A 16929-nucleotide genomic window follows, 5' to 3' on the forward strand; every position below is an offset into this window, starting at 1 on the left:
GTGAGGCTTGATTAATATCAAGACCGCAGGACCGTCGCAGCTTTCTTCCGCCTAATGCCGTTGAACTTGAGCAACATCAAATTCCGGGCAAAGGTGGGCTCGCTTTTTCCGCCTCAAAACACAAAGGGCTCCCGCAGGAGCCCTTTTCGAACTCAGGTTTCGCCGGTGAATTACTTCTTGGCGGACAGGTTCAATACGTAGCCGGTCAGCACGTGGATCTGCTCGGGGGTGAGTTTGGCCTCCCACGCCGGCATCACGTTCACTTTTCCATTGTTGATCATCGCAACAATCGCGTTCTCACCGAAACCATGCAGCCAGATGTTGTCTGTCAGGTTGGGGGCTCCCATGGCAACATTCCCCTTGCCATCCGCACCATGGCAGGCCGCGCAGGCGGCAAACTTCTCCTTGCCCAGATTGGCTTTGACCGAATCATGCGGAGCATTGGAAAGGCTCATCACGTAGTGGGCAACATTGCGCACATCGTCGGCAGAGCCCACAGCAGCGGCCATCGGCGGCATGTTGCCGATACGGCCCTTGACCAACGTCTCCTTGATCGCATCGGCGTTGCCACCCCACAGCCAATCTCCGTCGGTCAGATTCGCAAAGCCCTTGCTGCCGCGCGCATCGGACCCGTGGCACTGCGCACAGTTGTTCATGAACAGGCGGTCACCGATGGCCATGGCCTGCGCGTCCTTGCCCAGATCTTCCGGCTTCATGGCAGCAAACTTGGCATAGATCGGCGCCACGTCCTTGTTGCCCTTGTCCACTTCCGCCTGCCACTGGCCGTGGGAACTCCAGCCCAGTTTGCCGCCGAAACTGCCAAGACCGGGGTACATGACCAGGTAGGCCACTGAGAAAACGCAGGTGATGATGAACAGCCAGACCCACCAGCGCGGCAGGGGGTTGTTCATTTCGCGCAGGTCGCCGTCCCAGACATGGCCGGTGGTGTTGTCATGTGACGTCATCGCTTTGGTCTTGCCGCTGAACCACAGCAACAGCAGACAGGCCAAGATACTGACGATGGTGATGCCAGCCACATAGACCGACCAGAAATTACTCGTGAAGTCGCTCATTTTGATTTCCTTATGCTTTGTTGTCGCGCCGGGCGTCGTCTTCCACAAACGGCAGATGCGCGGCCTCGTCAAAGGCTGCCTGGTTGCGTTTGGACCAGGCCCAGACCACGATGCCGATAAAAACGACAAAGACGGTGACTGTGGCGATGCTGCGTAACGTGTTGATGTCCATGGTGATTGCTCCCGGCGGTCGGCTTACTTGCGGGCCAGGCCCAGTCCCTGCAGATAGGTGATCAGGGCTTCCATCTCGGTCTTCCCCTTGACTTCATCACCGGCTTTGGCGATCTGGTCGTCGGTGTACGGAACACCCACCAGACGCAAGGCTTTCATCTTGGGCGCCATGTCGGCGGGATTGACCATCGCCTTTTCAAGCCAGGGGTAGGCCGGCATGTTGGACTCGGGAACCACATCACGCGGGTTCGTCAGGTGGATGCGGTGCCACTCGTCGCTGTAGCGGCCGCCCACACGGGCCAGGTCCGGGCCCGTGCGCTTGCTACCCCACTGGAACGGGTGGTCGTAGACAAACTCGCCAGCCACCGAGTAAGGGCCGTAGCGCAGCGTCTCGGCACGGAACGGACGGATCATCTGCGAATGGCAGTTGTAGCAACCCTCGCGGATGTACACGTCACGACCGGCCAGTTGCAGCGCCGTATAGGGCTTGACCCCTTCGATCGGCTGGGTTGTCGACTTCTGGAAGAAGAGCGGCACGATCTCCACGAGGCCGCCGAAGGCGACGGCCACGAGGATCAGCACGATCATCAGGAAGTTGTTGGTTTCGATCTTCTCGTGCGAGAGACCGCTGCTGTGGGTTTGATTGGCCATGTTGTTGTTCTCCTCAGGCGTGAGCGGCGACGGCAGGAATGGTGACCGGCTGAGCGCGGCCGACCGTTGCCGTCTTGATGACGTTCCACAGCATGATCAGCATGCCGCCCAGGTACAGCAGTCCGCCCAGCAGGCGCAGCACGTAGAACGGATAGGTCGCCTTGACGGACTCGACAAAGGTGTAGGTCAGCGTACCGTCGGCATTGACCGCGCGCCACATCAGACCCTGCATCACACCGGCGATCCACATTGCGGCGATGTAAATCACGATGCCGATCGTGGCCACCCAGAAGTGGATTTCCACGGCTTTCATGCTGTACATCTGCTTGCGGCCGAACAGGCGGGGGATCAGGTAGTACATGGAGCCCATGGACACCAGTCCCACCCAGCCCAGCGCGCCGGAATGCACGTGGCCGACGGTCCAGTCGGTGTAGTGCGACAGCGCATTGACGGTCTTGATCGACATCATCGGGCCTTCGAACGTGGACATGCCGTAGAACGACAGCGACACGATCAGGAAGCGCAGGATGGGGTCGTCACGCAGCTTGTGCCAGGCGCCCGACAGGGTCATGATGCCGTTGATCATGCCGCCCCAGCTCGGTGCCAGCAGGATCAGCGAGAACAACATGCCGACCGACTGGGTCCAGTCCGGCAGCGCGGTGTAGTGCAGGTGGTGCGGGCCCGCCCACATGTACGTGAAGATCAGCGCCCAGAAGTGGACGATGGACAGGCGGTAGGAGTAGACCGGACGCTCGGCCTGCTTGGGGATGAAGTAATACATCATGCCCAGGAAACCGGCGGTCAGGAAGAAGCCCACGGCGTTGTGGCCGTACCACCACTGAACCATCGCGTCCTGCACACCCGCATAGGCCGAGTAGGACTTGAACAGGTTCACCGGAACCTCGGCACTGTTGACCAGGTGCAGCAACGCCACCGTCAGGATCATCGCGCCGAAGAACCAGTTCGCCACGTAAATATGGCGAACCTTGCGGGTACCGATGGTGCCGAAGAACACGACGGCATACGCAACCCAGACCAAGGTGATCAGGATGTCGATCGGCCACTCGAGTTCGGCGTATTCCTTGCCGGTGGTCAGGCCCAGCGGCAGGGAAATGGCCGCGAGCAGAATGACCAGTTGCCAGCCCCAGAAAGTGAACGCCGCCAGCTTGTCACCGAACAGGCGAACCTGGCAGGTTCGCTGTACGACGTAGTACGAGGTGGCAAACAAGGCCGACCCACCGAACGCAAAAATCACCGCGTTCGTGTGCAGCGGACGCAAGCGCCCGTAGCTGAGGAAGGAGATCCCCAGGTTGAGCTCTGGCCAGGTCAGCTGGGCGGCGATGATCACGCCGACCAGCATACCGACCACGCCCCATACCACCGTCATGATGGCAAACTGTCTGACAACGGTGTCGTTGTAGACAGTGGCTTGTGTATTGGCAAATTTCATTTCCACCTCGTTTTTGATGTTCGCCTCGGGAGTGTCCCCGCGTAAACCCTTTGTGAACTTGATGAATATCAATCGTCTTTCAGAATGCGCTGGCCTTCGGCCTCGACATCCTCAAATTGGCCCCGGTAAATGGCCCACCACAACCCCCCCAGGATCAGGAGCACCAGAACAACCGACAACGGAACCAGCAGGAAAAGAATGTCCATGACTTATGCCCTCGCAGGGTCTGACGTTCGGGCAGACAGCCGCAAGGCATTGACCACCACAAACAAGGAACTGGCGGCCATGCCCAGCCCGGCCAGCCAGGCCGGGAGCCATCCGACCACGGCCAGCGGGACACAGACCGCGTTGTAGGCAGCCGCCCAGATCAGGTTCTGGCGCACGATACCCATGGTGCGGCGCGCCAGGTGCACGCTGTCGCCGATCGTTTTCAGCCGTTCACCCAGAACAACAAAATCGGACCGTGCCTGCGTCAGGGGAACGGACTGGCCGAATGCGAACGACGCATGCGCGCCCGCCAGAACCGGCCCGTCATTGAGTCCATCGCCGACCATCGCCACCCGGCGTCCCCGGGCCTGCGCCGCCCGCAGAAAATCCAGCTTGTCCTGTGGCGTGCAGCCACCACGGGCGTGGTCCTGGTCTATACCCACCTGGCGCGCCACCCGGGCCACCGCCGGCGCCACGTCGCCGGACAGCAACTGCACCTCGATACCCTGCGCCGCCAAGGCTTTGACGCTGGCGGCCGCGTCATCGCGCAGATCTTCGAGAAGCTCGAACGTGGCCAGCCAGCCGTCCTCGTCGGCCAGGCAGGCATGCAAGGAATCCGTCGGCGGCACATCGACGCCGCAGAACCGCGCGGAGCCGAGACGCATCGACGCCGGTTCCGCCGTCTGAGCGCCGTCCGCCCGGCGCACCAGGCCCTGCACTCCGGCGCCGGCATGTTCCTGCACCGCATCGGTCACCCAGGCCACGTCATCGCCTGCGGCCCGCACCAGCGCGCGCGAGACCGGGTGCAGCGAACGGCGGGCCAGCGCGGCCGCCATCTGCAGCGCCTGCTGCGGGGAGCAACCCGTCCGCGTCGTCACCGTGCCCAGGGCAAACGCGTCGCGGGTCAGCGTGCCGGTCTTGTCGAACACCACCGTATCGACGGTTGCCAGGACCTCAAGGGCGTGCAGCCGTCGCACCAGCACACCGCCCCGTGCCAGCGTTCCGGCGCCGGCGAGCATGGCCGCCGGGGTGGCCAGTGACAGCGCACATGGACAGGTAACGATCAATACCGCCACGGCCACCATCAGCGCATGGCCCGGGTCATGCCCCCACCAGAAAGCCGCGGCACCCGCCGCACAGACCAGCACCGCGATCAGAAACGGCCGCGCCATCCGGTCGGCCAGTTGGGCAATGTCGGGTTTGGAGCTTGAAGCGCCCTCCATCAGCGACACGATCTGGGCGAACCGTGTCTGGTCACCGGTCCGTTCGATGCGCACCAGAACCGGTGCCCCCAGGTTGTGACTGCCCGCAATGACGGCGCTGCCCTCTCCGCGTGCCAGCGGCCGCGATTCGCCCGTCAGGAGCGACTCATCGACATGGGTGGCGCCCTCGGTGACGGTACCGTCACCCGGGAAAGCTTCCCCGGCCAATACCCGCACCTCATCGCCCACCGCAATCCGGCGCGCCGCGACCCGCTCGAACCCGCCATCGGGACGCCGGCGTTCAACGCTGTCGGGCAGGCGGTTCATCAGTGCCTCCAGGGCGCCGGCGGTGCGGTCACGCATGCGCAGCTCCAGCCAGCGGCCGGTCAGCAGGAAGAACACGAACATCGTGAACGAATCAAAGAAAACCTCCTTGCCGAAAATCCCCTCCGGTTCGAAAGTGCCCAGACTGCTGACAATGAAGGTGATGATCATGCCCAGCGCCACCGGCAGGTCCATGCTGATGCTGCGCTGGCGCAAATCCCGCCACGCATTGGCGAAAAAGGGTTTGCAGGAGAACATCAACACGGGAATGGACAGCACCCACGAAGCCCAGCGCAACAGCAAATCCATATCGCGGGACATGTCGCCCGGCTCGGCCACGTAAGCAGGCCACGCGTACATCATCACCTGCATCATGCACAGCCCGGCGACACCCCAGCGCCAGATCATGGTGCGGGTTTCGGCACGGCGCCGCTCGCTGGCGAACGCGTCCCCGGCGGGCAACGGCCGGTAGCCGACCCGCTCTGCGGCCGCCATCCAGTCCGACGGTCTGACCGCCTGATCCGACCAGACAATGCGTCCGCGATGGCTTGCCGCGCCCACGGTGACCGACTGCACCCCGGGCACGGCGCGCACGGCGTCTTCGATGGTCAGCGCGCAGGCGGCGCAATGCATGCCCTCAAAGACCACGTTGGATTCCCAGCACGAGGGCTGATCCGGTACCGGACGGCTGAAAGACGTCCACTCCTGCGGATCATCCAGCAAGCTCCAGGCCGTGCGGTCGTCGACCGGCCGGCCGCCGGGGGCCGGAGGCAGTGAGGATGGCGCAGAGACAGTGTCGGCCAAGGCGGCCGCAGCGGGTGTGGACATGGAAGGCGAGCGTACCGTCCCGCGCCCGGCAAACACTTGATCTTGATCAAGACAGCAAACGCACCAGACGCTAATCTGACAACCGTGCCCGACACGGGTTGGCCTGTGCGCCCGGCTGGAGGGCACTCCCCCACATCAGGAGAACCGCATGTACACCAAAATACTCGTTGCCACCGATGGCTCCACCCTGTCCAAGAAGGCCGTGAATCACGCCATCGGCCTGGCAGCCCTGAGTGGCGCCGAGCTGGTGGCTGTCAAAGTCATCCCCCGCTATCCGCAAAGCTATTTCGAGGGTTCCATTCCCCTGTCGACCGAAGACGTGGCCCGCGTCGAAAAGCAGTGGCTTGACGAAGGGCAGACCGTGGTGGATGCCGTCAAGAAGGCCGCAACCGCCAAAGGGGTGGCGGTCAAGGCGGTGACGGTCAAGTCCGATCTGGTCTCCGATGCGCTGATCGCTGCCGCCAAGAAGCACAAGGCCGACCTGATCGTGATGGCCTCCCACGGCCGCAAAGGCATCAAGCGGCTCTTGCTCGGCAGCGAGACCCAGCAGGTTCTGACCCATTCCACGGTCCCCGTGCTGGTTTTGCGCTGATTTCAGGCGAAAATGGCCGATACCCAGCGTAAAAAGGTCATTCTCCGCTATCGAAAAAAAAGTAAAAAGCCCGGCTGACGCCGGGCTTTTTTCGGTTCCATACCCCTCGCGTCAGACAAACAAGGTCTTGTACTGGTCGCGCAGCAGGTTTTTCTGCACCTTGCCCATGCTGTTGCGCGGCAGTTCGGCCACGACGAAGCAGCGCTTGGGAATCTTGAAATTCGCCAGTTTGGACTTGAGGTCGGCAATCACGGCCTCGGGTTGCACCGTGGCGCCGGGTCTGGCGATCACCACCGCCACACCGACTTCGCCGAAATCCGGGTGCGGCACCCCGACCAGGGCGCTTTCGGCAACCCCCGGCATCTCGTTGATGGTGCCCTCGATCTCGGCCGGATAGACGTTGTAGCCGCCGGAGATGATCAGGTCCTTGCTGCGGCCGACAATGGTGACGTAGCCGCGCTCGTCCACCTTGCCGACGTCGCCGGTCTTGAACCAGCCGTCGGCGGTGAACTCCTCGGCGGTCTTTTCGGGCATGCGCCAGTAGCCGCTGAACACATTCGGGCCCTTGACCTGGATGCCGCCGATCTCGCCGACGGACAGGTCGGCGCCGTCGTCGCCCCGCACCCGCAGGCCTACCCCCGGCAGCGGAAAGCCCACGGTGCCGCCCCGGCGTTCGCTCTGGTTACCGAAGCGCGGGTCGGCCGCGTAGGGATTGGAGGTCAGCATGATGGTTTCGCTCATGCCGTAGCGCTCCAGAATGGTGTGACCGGTGCGCTGTTGCCATTCGGTGAAGGTTTCGAGCAGCAACGGTGCGGAGCCGGCGATGAAAAGGCGCATGTTTCGGGCCGCCTCGCGGGTCAGCGCGGGCTCGGCCAGCAAACGCACGTACAGCGTGGGCACACCCATGAAGACCGTCGCCTCCGGCATCCTGTCGATGACGATCCGGGGGTCGAACTTGCCCAGCCAGATCATCTTGCTGCCGTTGAGCAGCGCCGCGTGGATGGCGACGAACAGGCCGTGCACATGGAAGATGGGCAGTGCGTGGATCAGCACATCGCCCTTTCGCCATCCCCAGTAGTCCTTGAGCATGACTGCGTTGGAGCGCATGTTGCCGTGCGAGAGCATCGCGCCCTTGCTGCGGCCCGTGGTGCCGCTGGTGTACAGGATGGCAGCCAGATCGTCGTCGCGCCGGAACGCCGGCACCTGCTGGTCGCTGCAGTGGGCGGCCCGCTCCAGCAGACTGCCGCTGCGGTCGTCGCCCAGCGTGAACACATGCCGGGTGCCCGCAGTGAACGCGATTTTGCTGACCCAGCCGAAGTTCTGCGGGCTGCACACCACGACGGCGGGTTCCGCATTGCCGATGAAATATTCGATCTCGGCGCTCCGGTAGGCGGTGTTCAGCGGCAGGAATACGTAACCGGCGCGCAGCGTGGCCAGGTACAGCATCATGGCCTCGACCGATTTCTCCACCTGCACCGCGATGCGGCTGCCATCGGGGATGTCCAGCGATTGCAGCAGGTTGGCGATCATGGCGGTGGCGCGGTCCAGGTCGCGCCATGTGTAGCGCAAGGCGGGCGCGCCGGCCTCGGCGGTTTCCACCGCGATGGCGTCCAGGTCAGCGGGAAAGCCGGCGCGCAGCGCGGCAAAAAGGTTCTGGTTGGCTTGTTTCATGGTCCGGGACTGCAAAGGGAGTCAGAAATCGGGGCGGCGCTTTTCCAGGAAAGCACCGACACCCTCACGATGTTCGGCGCTGTCGGCATAGGCGTAGGCCCCGGAAACTATGTTATCCATAGCATCGGAAGACGCATTTGTGCTGGGTATTGCCTGTTTTAATGCCAGAAGTGTCCGTTTGTTCAGCCGCGCCGCCTGCGGCGCCATGGCGGCGACCCGCACGGCACGCGCATGCACCTCGGCGGGCACGGCGTCATCCGGCACCACACGGTTGAGGAATCCGCGCGCCAGCATCAGTGGCGCGTCCAGCACCGCGCCTTCAAGCAGCATTTCGCGCGCGGTGAGCTCGCCGGCGGCGGATGCCACCAGTTGCGCCTCACGCGGCGCCATGGGAAAGCCAAGCCGTCCTATGGGTGCGCCAAAGCGGGCCGATGCACCGGCCACGCGGATGTCGCAGCAGCTGGCGATTTCCATGCCCGCGCCCATGCAATGGCCCTCGATCTGCGCGATCAGCGGCAGCTCACAGGCCAACATGGCAGAAAGCCCGCCCCAGACATCGCCTTCGTGAAAATCGCGCAGACCGTCTTCGCGGAAGCGGAACGCCGGGTACTCGGCAATATCGCCGCCGGCGCAGAACTGCCCGCCCTGCCCCCGCACGATGACACAACGCAGGTCGCCGGGCGCGTCCGCAAGCTGGACAAAAACCGACCGCAGCTGGCGCCACATGGCCCGCGACATGGCATTGAGCTTGCCGGGATGGGTCAGCGTGACGGTCGCGGTGGCACCGTCACGCGCCAGTTCAATCGATCCGGACACCACCGGACGCCTTCACGACCTTGGCCCAGCGCTGCACCTCCAGCTTGATGAAGCCGCCGAAGGCGCCGCCTTGCAGGTCTGCGAACTCGGCCCCCTGGTTGGCCCAGACCTGGCGGTTTTCCGGGGTCAGGCAGGCGTTGCGAATGGCTTCGATGATGCGTGCCTGCGTGTCGGCGGGCGTGCCTTTGGGCGCCCAGATGCCGTACCAGGTGCTGACGTCGTAGTCAGGCAGGCCGAGCTCCCGCGACGACGGCACGTCCGGAAACGCCGGGTTGCGCGTGCGGCCGGCCACCATCAGTGCCTTGATGCGCCCGCCCTTGATGTGGGCCGCCGACGAGCCCAGCCCGTCGAACATCATGTCCACGTTGCCGGCAATCAGGTCCTGCAGGGCCGGCCCGGCGCCACGATACGGAATGTGCGTGATGAAGGTTCCGGTCTGCTGCTTGAACAGTTCGCCCGCCAGGTGGTGCGAGGTGCCGCTGCCGGCCGAGCCGTAGTTGAGCTTGCCCGGGCTGCGCTTGACCAGGTCCAGAAACTCCTTGAAATTCGCCGTCGTGATCTTGCGCGGGTTGACCACCAGCACCTGCGGTACCCGTGCGACCAGGATGAGCGGCACAAAGTCTGCCTCGATGTCATAGGACAGTCTGGGGTAGACCGAGGGCGCAATGGCATGGTGCACCGCCCCCATGAACAGGCCATAGCCGTCCGGTGCCAGCTTGGCCGCCGCAGCGGCCCCCACCGTGCCCCCGCCGCCGCCTTTGTTGTCGATGATGAGCTGCTGCCCGGTCAGCCGGGAAAACTGGGCCGACATCGGGCGGGCAAAGGCGTCGGTGCCGCCGCCAGCGGGAAACGGCACGACCATGGTCACGGGGCGGGTCGGCCAGGCCGCCTGGGCATGGGCCAGCGGCGCCGCCGCTGCGGCAGCGGTCCAGGCCAGAAAGTCACGACGCGCAAGCAAGTTTTTCATGGTTTGTCTCCGGTGGTTTCAGGGGAAATTTCGCGCAGGCACAAGCCGGCGATGGTAGCGGACGCGGCCGCTTTGCCGCGGGCCAGCACGGCCCGGTTGCGGTCCAGGCGCGGCAGGTCATACAGATAGTTGACCATCACCCCCCAGGACTGGCGCATGCCTTTCGGGGACGGGTCCGCCGCCCAGTTGATTCGCTCGATGCGGGCGCCGTTGCCCAGATGGAAACGCGCCACTGCATCGGCCGGGCGTCCCTGCACACGGGCCTGGGCCAGGTACTGCGCGGCGCAGCGCTGCAGCCACCGCGCCACGGCACCGTCGCTGTCACCGGCCGCCGCCCGGTCCAGCGCCGCCAGCAAGGACACGGGCGTGAGCGGTTCCGGGCCCAGCGCGCGCGCCAGCTCGTCGCGCTCGCGCGGTGGGGTCCATTCCAGCAAGGTGGCCGCTTGCCGGCTAAGCCAGCTGCGCAGCCCCGGTATCGGCGACAGCGTGGCAAAGGTGCGCAGCCGGGGCAATTCCGCCTGCAAGGTCTCGACGACCCGTTTGATCAGCGAATCACCGAAGCTCACACCCTTGAGCCCCGGCTGGGTGTTGCTGATCGAATAGAAGATGGCCGTGCGGGCGCGTTGCAGATCGGCGGGCGCGCCCTTTTCGTCCAGCAGCGGCGTGATGCTGTCGGCGATGTCGGGGGTAAAGGCCACCTCGACGAAGATCAGCGGCTCGCCGGGCAGGCGGGGATGGAAAAAGCCGTAGCACCGCCGGTCGGAGTCCAGCCGGTTCTTGACGTCGTCCCAGCTGCGAATGTCGTGCACCGCCTCATAGCGAATGAGCTTTTCGACCAGCGAGGCCGGCGAGTCCCAGCTGATGCGGTGCAGTTCCAGAAAGCCAACGTCGAACCAGGTCGAGAACATGTACTCCATCTCGACGTCGAGGGCGTACAGGCGGCGCTCGCCTTTCAGCGCCGCCTGCATTTCGGCGCGCAGGTCGACCAGAAACCGGATGCCATCGGGATTGACACTGAAACGCTGCAACAGACGCCGCCGCGGCGAGACGGTGGCCCGGCGCACCAGCACCTCGGCGGCGGCTTCGTCCGGTGTGCCGACAGCGGCCGTGTACTGGGCCTGGGCGGCACGCACCGTCTCGGGGTCCGCCATGAATTGTTCGCTCATCAGCCGCCACAGGTCCTGACGCTGCTCCGCCGGAGCCTGCGTGTACCAGTCGACCAGGGTCCGGGCCCGGCGGCCGCCTTCGACTTCGCTGACGGTGGGGTCGATGATGGCGCGCAGGTCGTCGTGCAGGCGCCGCAACTGGCGCGGCGACAAGGCTTCGCCTGTCTGGCGCAGCGTCGCGGCAAGGCGCTCTGCCGTGGTGCGCGCGGGCACCGCCGTCTCTACTATCTTTTCTGTAGCTGCTGGAGACTGTTTTACGATGGGTTTGGCCTGCTTTTGCGGATTTTTCCGCTCCGACAGCAAACCGGCGACGCGGCGGGGTATCCAGGCGGGGGTGTTCATGATTGCGGCGCCATCGGTTTGGGGCTCAGCCCAGCGCCTGCAGGCGCCGCAGGCGGGCCAGCTCACGCAATGCGGCCCGTTGGCGGGTCAGGTGGGTGCGCATCGCCACCTCGGCACCCTCGGCATCGCGGGCCTGCAGCGCTGCAAACACCGCCAGGTGCTCGGCCAGGCTCTGCTCCAGGCGGCCGGGTGCATGCAACTGCTGCAGCCGGGCCAGCTTGAGGAGCTTGCGCAGATCGGCAATCACCAGGGCCAGCCACCGGTTGTCCGCCAGCGTGATGATCGCTTCATGGATGGCCAGGTTGGCGGCGTAGTACTCGGAGATTTCTCCCGCGCGGGCATGCGCCTGCAGCCGGTCGTGGAGACTGGTGAGGGCCCGCAGATCGGCGTCCGTGGCATTCAGCGCCGCCTCATGGGCACAGCGCCCCTCCAGCAGCGCAATGACCGGAAAGATGTCGTCCAGATCCTTTTCCGTGATCTGGCTGACGAAACAGCCCCGGCGGGGCTCATGCCGCACCAGACCTTCGGCCGTCAGCACCTTGAGCGCCTCGCGCAACGGGGTGCGCGAAATGGCCAGGCGCTCGCACAGCGCGGGCTCATCAACAAAACTGCCGGGCTCCAGATGGCCATCGAAAATCAGCTCGCGCAGACGGTCCGCAACCGAATCATGCAGGGATTGCGCAACCGAACGGAGACCGAGGGGGTGGACGGACATGGGGGTAACGATGGTGATAATTTCCTGTAATTACCGGTAATTCTGATCAGTCTGCACTGCAGCGGCAAGGGCATCGTGCTCAGGACAAACCCTGAGAAGCAAAAATCGCTATATTTACGATAGCGTAAAAATACCTTTTTACGCTGGGTATCGGGCAAAAACACCCGAAACGGCCTGTCCGGACCGTCGGACGGGGGGCGGGACGACCCCGCTGGCGCGCAAGGGAGGGCTCAGCGACCGCCTGGCGCTGCGGCGCGCTGGCCGAACCACCACCAGAGGGCTGCCCCACCGGCGATCATCGGCACACACAGCCACTGGCCCATGCTCATCCCCAGCGAGAGCAGGCCGAGATGGGCGTCGGGTTCACGGAAAAACTCGGCGATGAAGCGGAACAGGCCGTACCCGCCCAGGAACGCCGCCGCCACCTGGCCCGGGGCACGCTCTTTGCGGGCGTACAGCCACAGCAGAACAAACAACAACAGGCCTTCGAGCAGAAACTGGTAGATCTGCGAGGGATGCCGGGCCGAACTGCCGGCACCCCGGAACACCATGGCCCAGGGCAGCGACGGATCCGCCACACGGCCCCACAGTTCGCCATTGATGAAGTTGCCAATCCGCCCCGCCGCCAGGCCGGTGGGAACACAGGGGGCGACGAAGTCCATGACCTGCAGGAACGGTTTGCTGCGCGAACGCGCAAACCAGGCCATCGCCGCCATCACGCCCAGCATGCCGCCGTGAAAGCTCATGCCGCCCTGCCAGACGGCAAAGATCTCCAGCGGATGGCTGGCGTAGTAGCCGGGTTTGTAGAACAGGCAATAACCCAGACGTCCGCCGGCGACGACACCGAGAACGCCCAGGAACAACATGTCTTCGACATCCTGGCGAGTCCAGGCGGAGGAACCTGCCAGCGTCGCAAACGGCGGGTGACGCAAACGCCGAAAGCCCAGGTACAGGAACAGGCCGAATGCGGCCAGATAGGTCAGGCCGTACCAATGGATGGCCAGGGGCCCGATCTGCAGGGCAACCGGATCAATTTGCGGGTGGTTCAGCATGGGCTGCGATTGTGCCGCAAGCCATGCCGGGCCGACTCCCCACGATCAGGAATGCTCGATGCGCACGTACTCGAAGTCCTGCGGCTGGTTGTTGATGCCCACGCGGGGCGGCGCAATCCAGCTGGCGTATTTTCCGGGCTCGAAGCAGGGCTTCATCAGCGCGTTGATGTGCGCGTAGTCGTCGTCGTTGCACAGCCACTCGCCCTGCCCGGCCTGCCAGGCTTCCTCGGTCAGGATCTCGCCGGCCGGATTCACCCGCACCCGCGAGAACTCGCCGATCTTGCGGTTGAACGCCTTGTGCGGCTGGGTGAACCGGAAGTCGATACCGGCCTTCTCGATCACCTTGTTCCAGCGGTCAATGCCCCCCTGGCAGTCGGCGATGTAGTCGTCCAGCAGGCGGCTGTTGATGGAGCGCAGCGCCGGCACCTCTTCGGTCACCAGCTTGCCGTCCACCACACGCAGCACCGGGTAAGTGGCGTTTTCCAGCTGGTGGTCGTCCTGCAGCGCGCTTTCGTTGAAGCGGCCCTTCAGGCCGGAGCTGAAGGCCTCGGCACCGTTGGAGGAAATTTCCGAGCCAAACAGGTCGCGCGTGACCGACATGTGGAAGTTGGCCTTCTTCTGCAGCGTGGGCAGGTCCACCACGCCGAGCTTGCGGATTGCGGCCTTGTCGTACGGGTCGCTGATGCCGGCGGCCTTCATCGCGTTGCAAGTGGCTTCGATGGTGCGGCCGACGCCGGTTTCACCGACGAACAGGTGGTGCGCCTCTTCGGTCAGCATGAAGCGGCAGCTGCGCGACAGCGGGTCGAACCCGGACTGCGCCAGCGCGGCCAGCTGCATCTTGCCGTCGCGGTCGGTGAAGTAGGTGAACATGAAGAACGACAGCCAGTCGGGCGTGCGCTCGTTGAAGGCGCCCAGGATGCGGGGGTTGTCCTCGTGGCCGGAGCGTCGCTCCAGCAGCGCCTGGGCTTCTTCCCGGCCGTCCTTGCCGAAGTACTTGACCAGCAGGTAGACCATGGCCCACAGGTGGCGGCCCTCCTCGACGTTCACCTGGAACAGGTTGCGCATGTCGTAGAGCGAGGGCGCCGTGGCACCCAGGAAGCGCTGCTGCTCCACAGAAGCTGGCTCGGTGTCGCCCTGCACCACGATCAGCCGGCGCAGCAGCGAGCGGTATTCACCCGGCACTTCCTGCCAGGCGGGCTGGCCCTTGTGGCGGCCGCAGGGGATGGTGCGGCCTTCTTCCTTGGGCGCCAGCAGGATGCCCCAGCGATACTCGGGCATCTTCACGTGGCCGAACTTGGCCCAGCCGCTCGGGTCCACGCCCACGGCGGTGCGCAGGTAGACCTCGGCCTCCTGGAAGCCGTCCGGGCCCATTTCCTTCCACCAGTCCACGTAGTTGGGCTGCCAGGTTTCCAGCGCGCGCTGCAGCTGCTTGTCGCTGGACAGATCGACGTTGTTCGGAATGCGGTCGTCGTAATTGACCGCGACAAACGCGTCGCTCTGGACGGCGGCGGCTTCTTCAACAAGTTCGGTGGGTTCGCTCATGGGGTCTCCTGATGGTCGGGGGTGAATCCAGTGAAATGCACTATGTTGCTTTTCGTGAATTTCAATGCATGCATTTTTATGCACGCCATCCCGAAAAAGTTTGATCCAACGCAAAGACCGCGCGCCTTCACCCCGCCGGGAGACGAAAAAAAGGGGCCGATGGCCCCTTTTCAAGTTCGAAACGCCGATCAATCCAGCAGCGACAGGTCGCGCACGGCGCCTTTGTCGGCCGACATCACCAGCTTGGCATAGGCCTTGAGCGCGGCCGACACCTTGCGTGGCCGGGGCTGGGCGGGCTTCCAGCCCCGCTTGTCCTGCTCCACCCGTCGCGCGGCCAGCTCTTCGTCCGACACCAGGACGTTGATCGTGCGGTTCGGGATGTCGATACGGATGCGGTCACCGGTGCGGACCAGGCCGATCGCCCCACCCGCCGCGGCCTCCGGCGAGGCGTGACCGATCGACAGGCCCGACGTGCCGCCAGAGAAGCGCCCATCGGTCAGCAGCGCGCAGGCCTTGCCCAGGCCTTTGGACTTAATGTAGCTGGTGGGATAGAGCATTTCCTGCATGCCAGGGCCGCCTTTCGGGCCCTCATAACGCACGATCACCACATCGCCCGCCTTGACCTGGTCGTTCAGGATGTGATCGACCGCCTCGTCCTGACTCTCGACCACGTGGGCGGGACCTTCAAACACCAGCAGGCTGTCGTCCACCCCGGCCGTCTTGACCACACAGCCGTCCAGCGCGATGTTGCCGCGCAGCACCGCCAGGCCGCCTTCCTGGCTGAAGGCATGCCCGACAGAGCGGATGCAGCCTTCGGCGCGGTCGGTGTCCAGGCTGGGCCAGCGCGCATTCTGGCTGAAGGCCACCTGGGTCGGGATACCGCCAGGGCCGGCCATGTAGAAGGTCTTGACGGCATCCGAGGGGTTGCGCGCCACGTCCCATTCATCCAGCGCGTCTTTCATCGTCTTGCTGTGCACCGTGGGCACGTCGGTATGCAGGCGTCCGGCGCGATCCAGCTCGCCCAGAATGCCCATGATGCCACCGGCCCGGTGCACGTCTTCAATGTGGTACTTGTTGGTATTGGGCGCCACCTTGCACAACTGCGGCACGAGCCTGGACATGCGGTCGATGTCGGCCATGGTGAAGTTGATCTCCGCCTCCTGCGCAATCGCCAGGATGTGCAAAATGGTGTTGGTCGAGCCGCCCATGGCGATATCGAGGGCGATGGCGTTCTCGAACGCCTTGAAACCCATGGACCGCGGCAGGATGCTGGTGTCGTCCTGCTCGTAATACCGCTGGCACAACTCGACCGCCAGGCGCCCGGCGCGTTTGAACAGCTGCTCCCGGTCGGCATGGGTGGCCACCACCGTGCCATTGCCCGGCAACGAGAGGCCCAGCGCTTCGGTCAGGCAGTTCATCGAGTTGGCGGTGAACATGCCGGAGCAGGAGCCACAGGTCGGGCACGCGGAACGCTCCACTTCGGCCAAGTCGGCGTCGCTGACCTTGTCGTCGGCGGCCATCACCATGGCGTCGATCAGGTCCAGCTTCTTGAACTCGATGGTCTGCGTGGCCGGGTTGGCCAGGCGCACCTTGCCGGCCTCCATGGGGCCGCCAGAGACAAACACCACCGGGATGTTCAGGCGCATCGCAGCCATCAGCATGCCGGGCGTGATCTTGTCGCAGTTGGAGATGCACACCATGGCGTCCGCGCAGTGGGCGTTGACCATGTATTCCACGCTGTCGGCGATGACGTCGCGGCTGGGCAGCGAATACAGCATGCCGTCGTGGCCCATCGCGATGCCGTCATCGACGGCGATGGTGTTGAACTCCTTGGCCACACCGCCCGCCGCCTCGATTTCGCGGGCGACCAACTGCCCCAGGTCCTTGAGGTGCACATGACCCGGCACGAACTGGGTGAAGGAGTTGACTACGGCGATGATGGGCTTGCTGAAGTCGCCATCCTTCATGCCGGTGGCGCGCCACAGCGCACGGGCGCCCGCCATGTTGCGGCCGGCGGTGGAGGTCTTGGAGCGGTATTGGGGCATGTTCAGGAGCCTTGACAAGTCCGGGAGGGAAGAAAACGCGCTCGGATTATCGCGCAGCCCTCTTCTTGTCGACGAAGCCCCTCCGACTGAGCGGGCTTCGCCGCGCGGCTTGGCC

At 64.5% G+C, this 16929-nt stretch carries 15 protein-coding genes; 1 reads left to right on the plus strand and 14 read right to left on the minus strand.

Annotated elements, in window-relative coordinates:
* Positions 1–170: 170 nt before the first annotated feature.
* From ccoP to AC2EBU_RS05110, 6 genes are all read right to left on the minus strand, one after another.
* On the minus strand, positions 171–1073 hold the full coding sequence (gene ccoP / locus AC2EBU_RS05085) for a cytochrome-c oxidase, cbb3-type subunit III (protein WP_484609277.1): 903 nt from the start codon (positions 1071–1073) through the stop codon (positions 171–173).
* Between the two features lie 10 nt (positions 1074–1083).
* Positions 1084–1245 carry a cbb3-type cytochrome oxidase subunit 3 gene (locus tag AC2EBU_RS05090; RefSeq protein WP_484609278.1) on the minus strand — a complete coding sequence of 54 codons (162 nt, stop codon included), beginning with the start codon at positions 1243–1245 and terminating at the stop codon, positions 1084–1086.
* A gap of 23 nt (positions 1246–1268) precedes the next feature.
* Complete coding sequence (ccoO, locus tag AC2EBU_RS05095; RefSeq protein ID WP_484609279.1) at positions 1269–1895, minus strand: cytochrome-c oxidase, cbb3-type subunit II; 627 nt, start codon at positions 1893–1895, stop codon at positions 1269–1271.
* Positions 1896–1908: 13 nt separating this feature from the next.
* Positions 1909–3345 (minus strand): cytochrome-c oxidase, cbb3-type subunit I, encoded by a 1437-nt coding sequence (gene ccoN, locus AC2EBU_RS05100; RefSeq protein ID WP_484609280.1) that lies wholly within the window; start codon positions 3343–3345, stop codon positions 1909–1911.
* A 68-nt stretch (positions 3346–3413) separates the two neighbouring features.
* Positions 3414–3551 (minus strand): cbb3-type cytochrome oxidase assembly protein CcoS, encoded by a 138-nt coding sequence (gene ccoS / locus AC2EBU_RS05105; protein ID WP_484609281.1) that lies wholly within the window; start codon positions 3549–3551, stop codon positions 3414–3416.
* A 3-nt stretch (positions 3552–3554) separates the two neighbouring features.
* On the minus strand, positions 3555–5906 hold the full coding sequence (locus AC2EBU_RS05110) for a heavy metal translocating P-type ATPase (protein ID WP_484609282.1): 2352 nt from the start codon (positions 5904–5906) through the stop codon (positions 3555–3557).
* Positions 5907–6054: 148 nt separating this feature from the next.
* Between AC2EBU_RS05110 and AC2EBU_RS05115 the strand changes: the two genes are divergently transcribed.
* Complete coding sequence (locus tag AC2EBU_RS05115; RefSeq protein ID WP_484609283.1) at positions 6055–6498, plus strand: universal stress protein; 444 nt, start codon at positions 6055–6057, stop codon at positions 6496–6498.
* A 111-nt stretch (positions 6499–6609) separates the two neighbouring features.
* Here the strand turns inward: AC2EBU_RS05115 and AC2EBU_RS05120 are convergent, their stop codons facing one another.
* The 8 genes from AC2EBU_RS05120 to ilvD form a co-directional block, all read right to left on the minus strand.
* Positions 6610–8169, minus strand: a complete 1560-nt coding sequence (locus AC2EBU_RS05120; protein ID WP_484609284.1) for a malonate--CoA ligase — start codon at positions 8167–8169, stop codon at positions 6610–6612.
* A gap of 21 nt (positions 8170–8190) precedes the next feature.
* On the minus strand, positions 8191–8985 hold the full coding sequence (locus tag AC2EBU_RS05125; protein WP_484609285.1) for an enoyl-CoA hydratase/isomerase family protein: 795 nt from the start codon (positions 8983–8985) through the stop codon (positions 8191–8193).
* A complete protein-coding gene (locus AC2EBU_RS05130; protein ID WP_484609286.1) occupies positions 8969–9952 on the minus strand; it encodes a Bug family tripartite tricarboxylate transporter substrate binding protein in 984 nt (327 codons plus the stop codon). The genes AC2EBU_RS05125 and AC2EBU_RS05130 overlap by 17 nt, the downstream gene beginning before the upstream one ends.
* Complete coding sequence (locus AC2EBU_RS05135; RefSeq protein WP_484609287.1) at positions 9949–11460, minus strand: malonyl-CoA decarboxylase; 1512 nt, start codon at positions 11458–11460, stop codon at positions 9949–9951. The genes AC2EBU_RS05130 and AC2EBU_RS05135 overlap by 4 nt, the downstream gene beginning before the upstream one ends.
* A gap of 25 nt (positions 11461–11485) precedes the next feature.
* Positions 11486–12175: a GntR family transcriptional regulator gene (locus tag AC2EBU_RS05140; RefSeq protein ID WP_484609288.1), complete on the minus strand. Its 690-nt coding sequence runs from the start codon at positions 12173–12175 to the stop codon at positions 11486–11488.
* A 230-nt stretch (positions 12176–12405) separates the two neighbouring features.
* Entirely contained in the window at positions 12406–13227 is an 822-nt protein-coding gene (gene lgt, locus AC2EBU_RS05145; protein WP_484609289.1) for a prolipoprotein diacylglyceryl transferase, read from the minus strand.
* 45 nt (positions 13228–13272) lie between these two features.
* Entirely contained in the window at positions 13273–14769 is a 1497-nt protein-coding gene (boxB, locus tag AC2EBU_RS05150; RefSeq protein WP_484609290.1) for a benzoyl-CoA 2,3-epoxidase subunit BoxB, read from the minus strand.
* A 188-nt stretch (positions 14770–14957) separates the two neighbouring features.
* A complete protein-coding gene (gene ilvD, locus AC2EBU_RS05155) occupies positions 14958–16814 on the minus strand; it encodes a dihydroxy-acid dehydratase (RefSeq protein ID WP_484609291.1) in 1857 nt (618 codons plus the stop codon).
* Positions 16815–16929: the final 115 nt, after the last annotated feature.

Source organism: Curvibacter sp. T50 (genome assembly GCF_057219955.1).

Coding starts and splice junctions, on each gene's coding strand:
- AC2EBU_RS05110 (WP_484609282.1), bottom strand. CDS start 5,906: ATGTCCACACCCGCTGCGGCCGCCTTGGCCGACACTGTCTCTGCGCCA.
- boxB (WP_484609290.1), bottom strand. CDS start 14,769: ATGAGCGAACCCACCGAACTTGTTGAAGAAGCCGCCGCCGTCCAGAGC.
- AC2EBU_RS05115 (WP_484609283.1), top strand. CDS start 6,055: ATGTACACCAAAATACTCGTTGCCACCGATGGCTCCACCCTGTCCAAG.
- AC2EBU_RS05135 (WP_484609287.1), bottom strand. CDS start 11,460: ATGAACACCCCCGCCTGGATACCCCGCCGCGTCGCCGGTTTGCTGTCG.
- AC2EBU_RS05090 (WP_484609278.1), bottom strand. CDS start 1,245: ATGGACATCAACACGTTACGCAGCATCGCCACAGTCACCGTCTTTGTC.
- ccoN (WP_484609280.1), bottom strand. CDS start 3,345: ATGAAATTTGCCAATACACAAGCCACTGTCTACAACGACACCGTTGTC.
- lgt (WP_484609289.1), bottom strand. CDS start 13,227: ATGCTGAACCACCCGCAAATTGATCCGGTTGCCCTGCAGATCGGGCCC.
- AC2EBU_RS05140 (WP_484609288.1), bottom strand. CDS start 12,175: ATGTCCGTCCACCCCCTCGGTCTCCGTTCGGTTGCGCAATCCCTGCAT.
- ilvD (WP_484609291.1), bottom strand. CDS start 16,814: ATGCCCCAATACCGCTCCAAGACCTCCACCGCCGGCCGCAACATGGCG.
- AC2EBU_RS05120 (WP_484609284.1), bottom strand. CDS start 8,169: ATGAAACAAGCCAACCAGAACCTTTTTGCCGCGCTGCGCGCCGGCTTT.
- ccoP (WP_484609277.1), bottom strand. CDS start 1,073: ATGAGCGACTTCACGAGTAATTTCTGGTCGGTCTATGTGGCTGGCATC.
- ccoS (WP_484609281.1), bottom strand. CDS start 3,551: ATGGACATTCTTTTCCTGCTGGTTCCGTTGTCGGTTGTTCTGGTGCTC.
- ccoO (WP_484609279.1), bottom strand. CDS start 1,895: ATGGCCAATCAAACCCACAGCAGCGGTCTCTCGCACGAGAAGATCGAA.
- AC2EBU_RS05130 (WP_484609286.1), bottom strand. CDS start 9,952: ATGAAAAACTTGCTTGCGCGTCGTGACTTTCTGGCCTGGACCGCTGCC.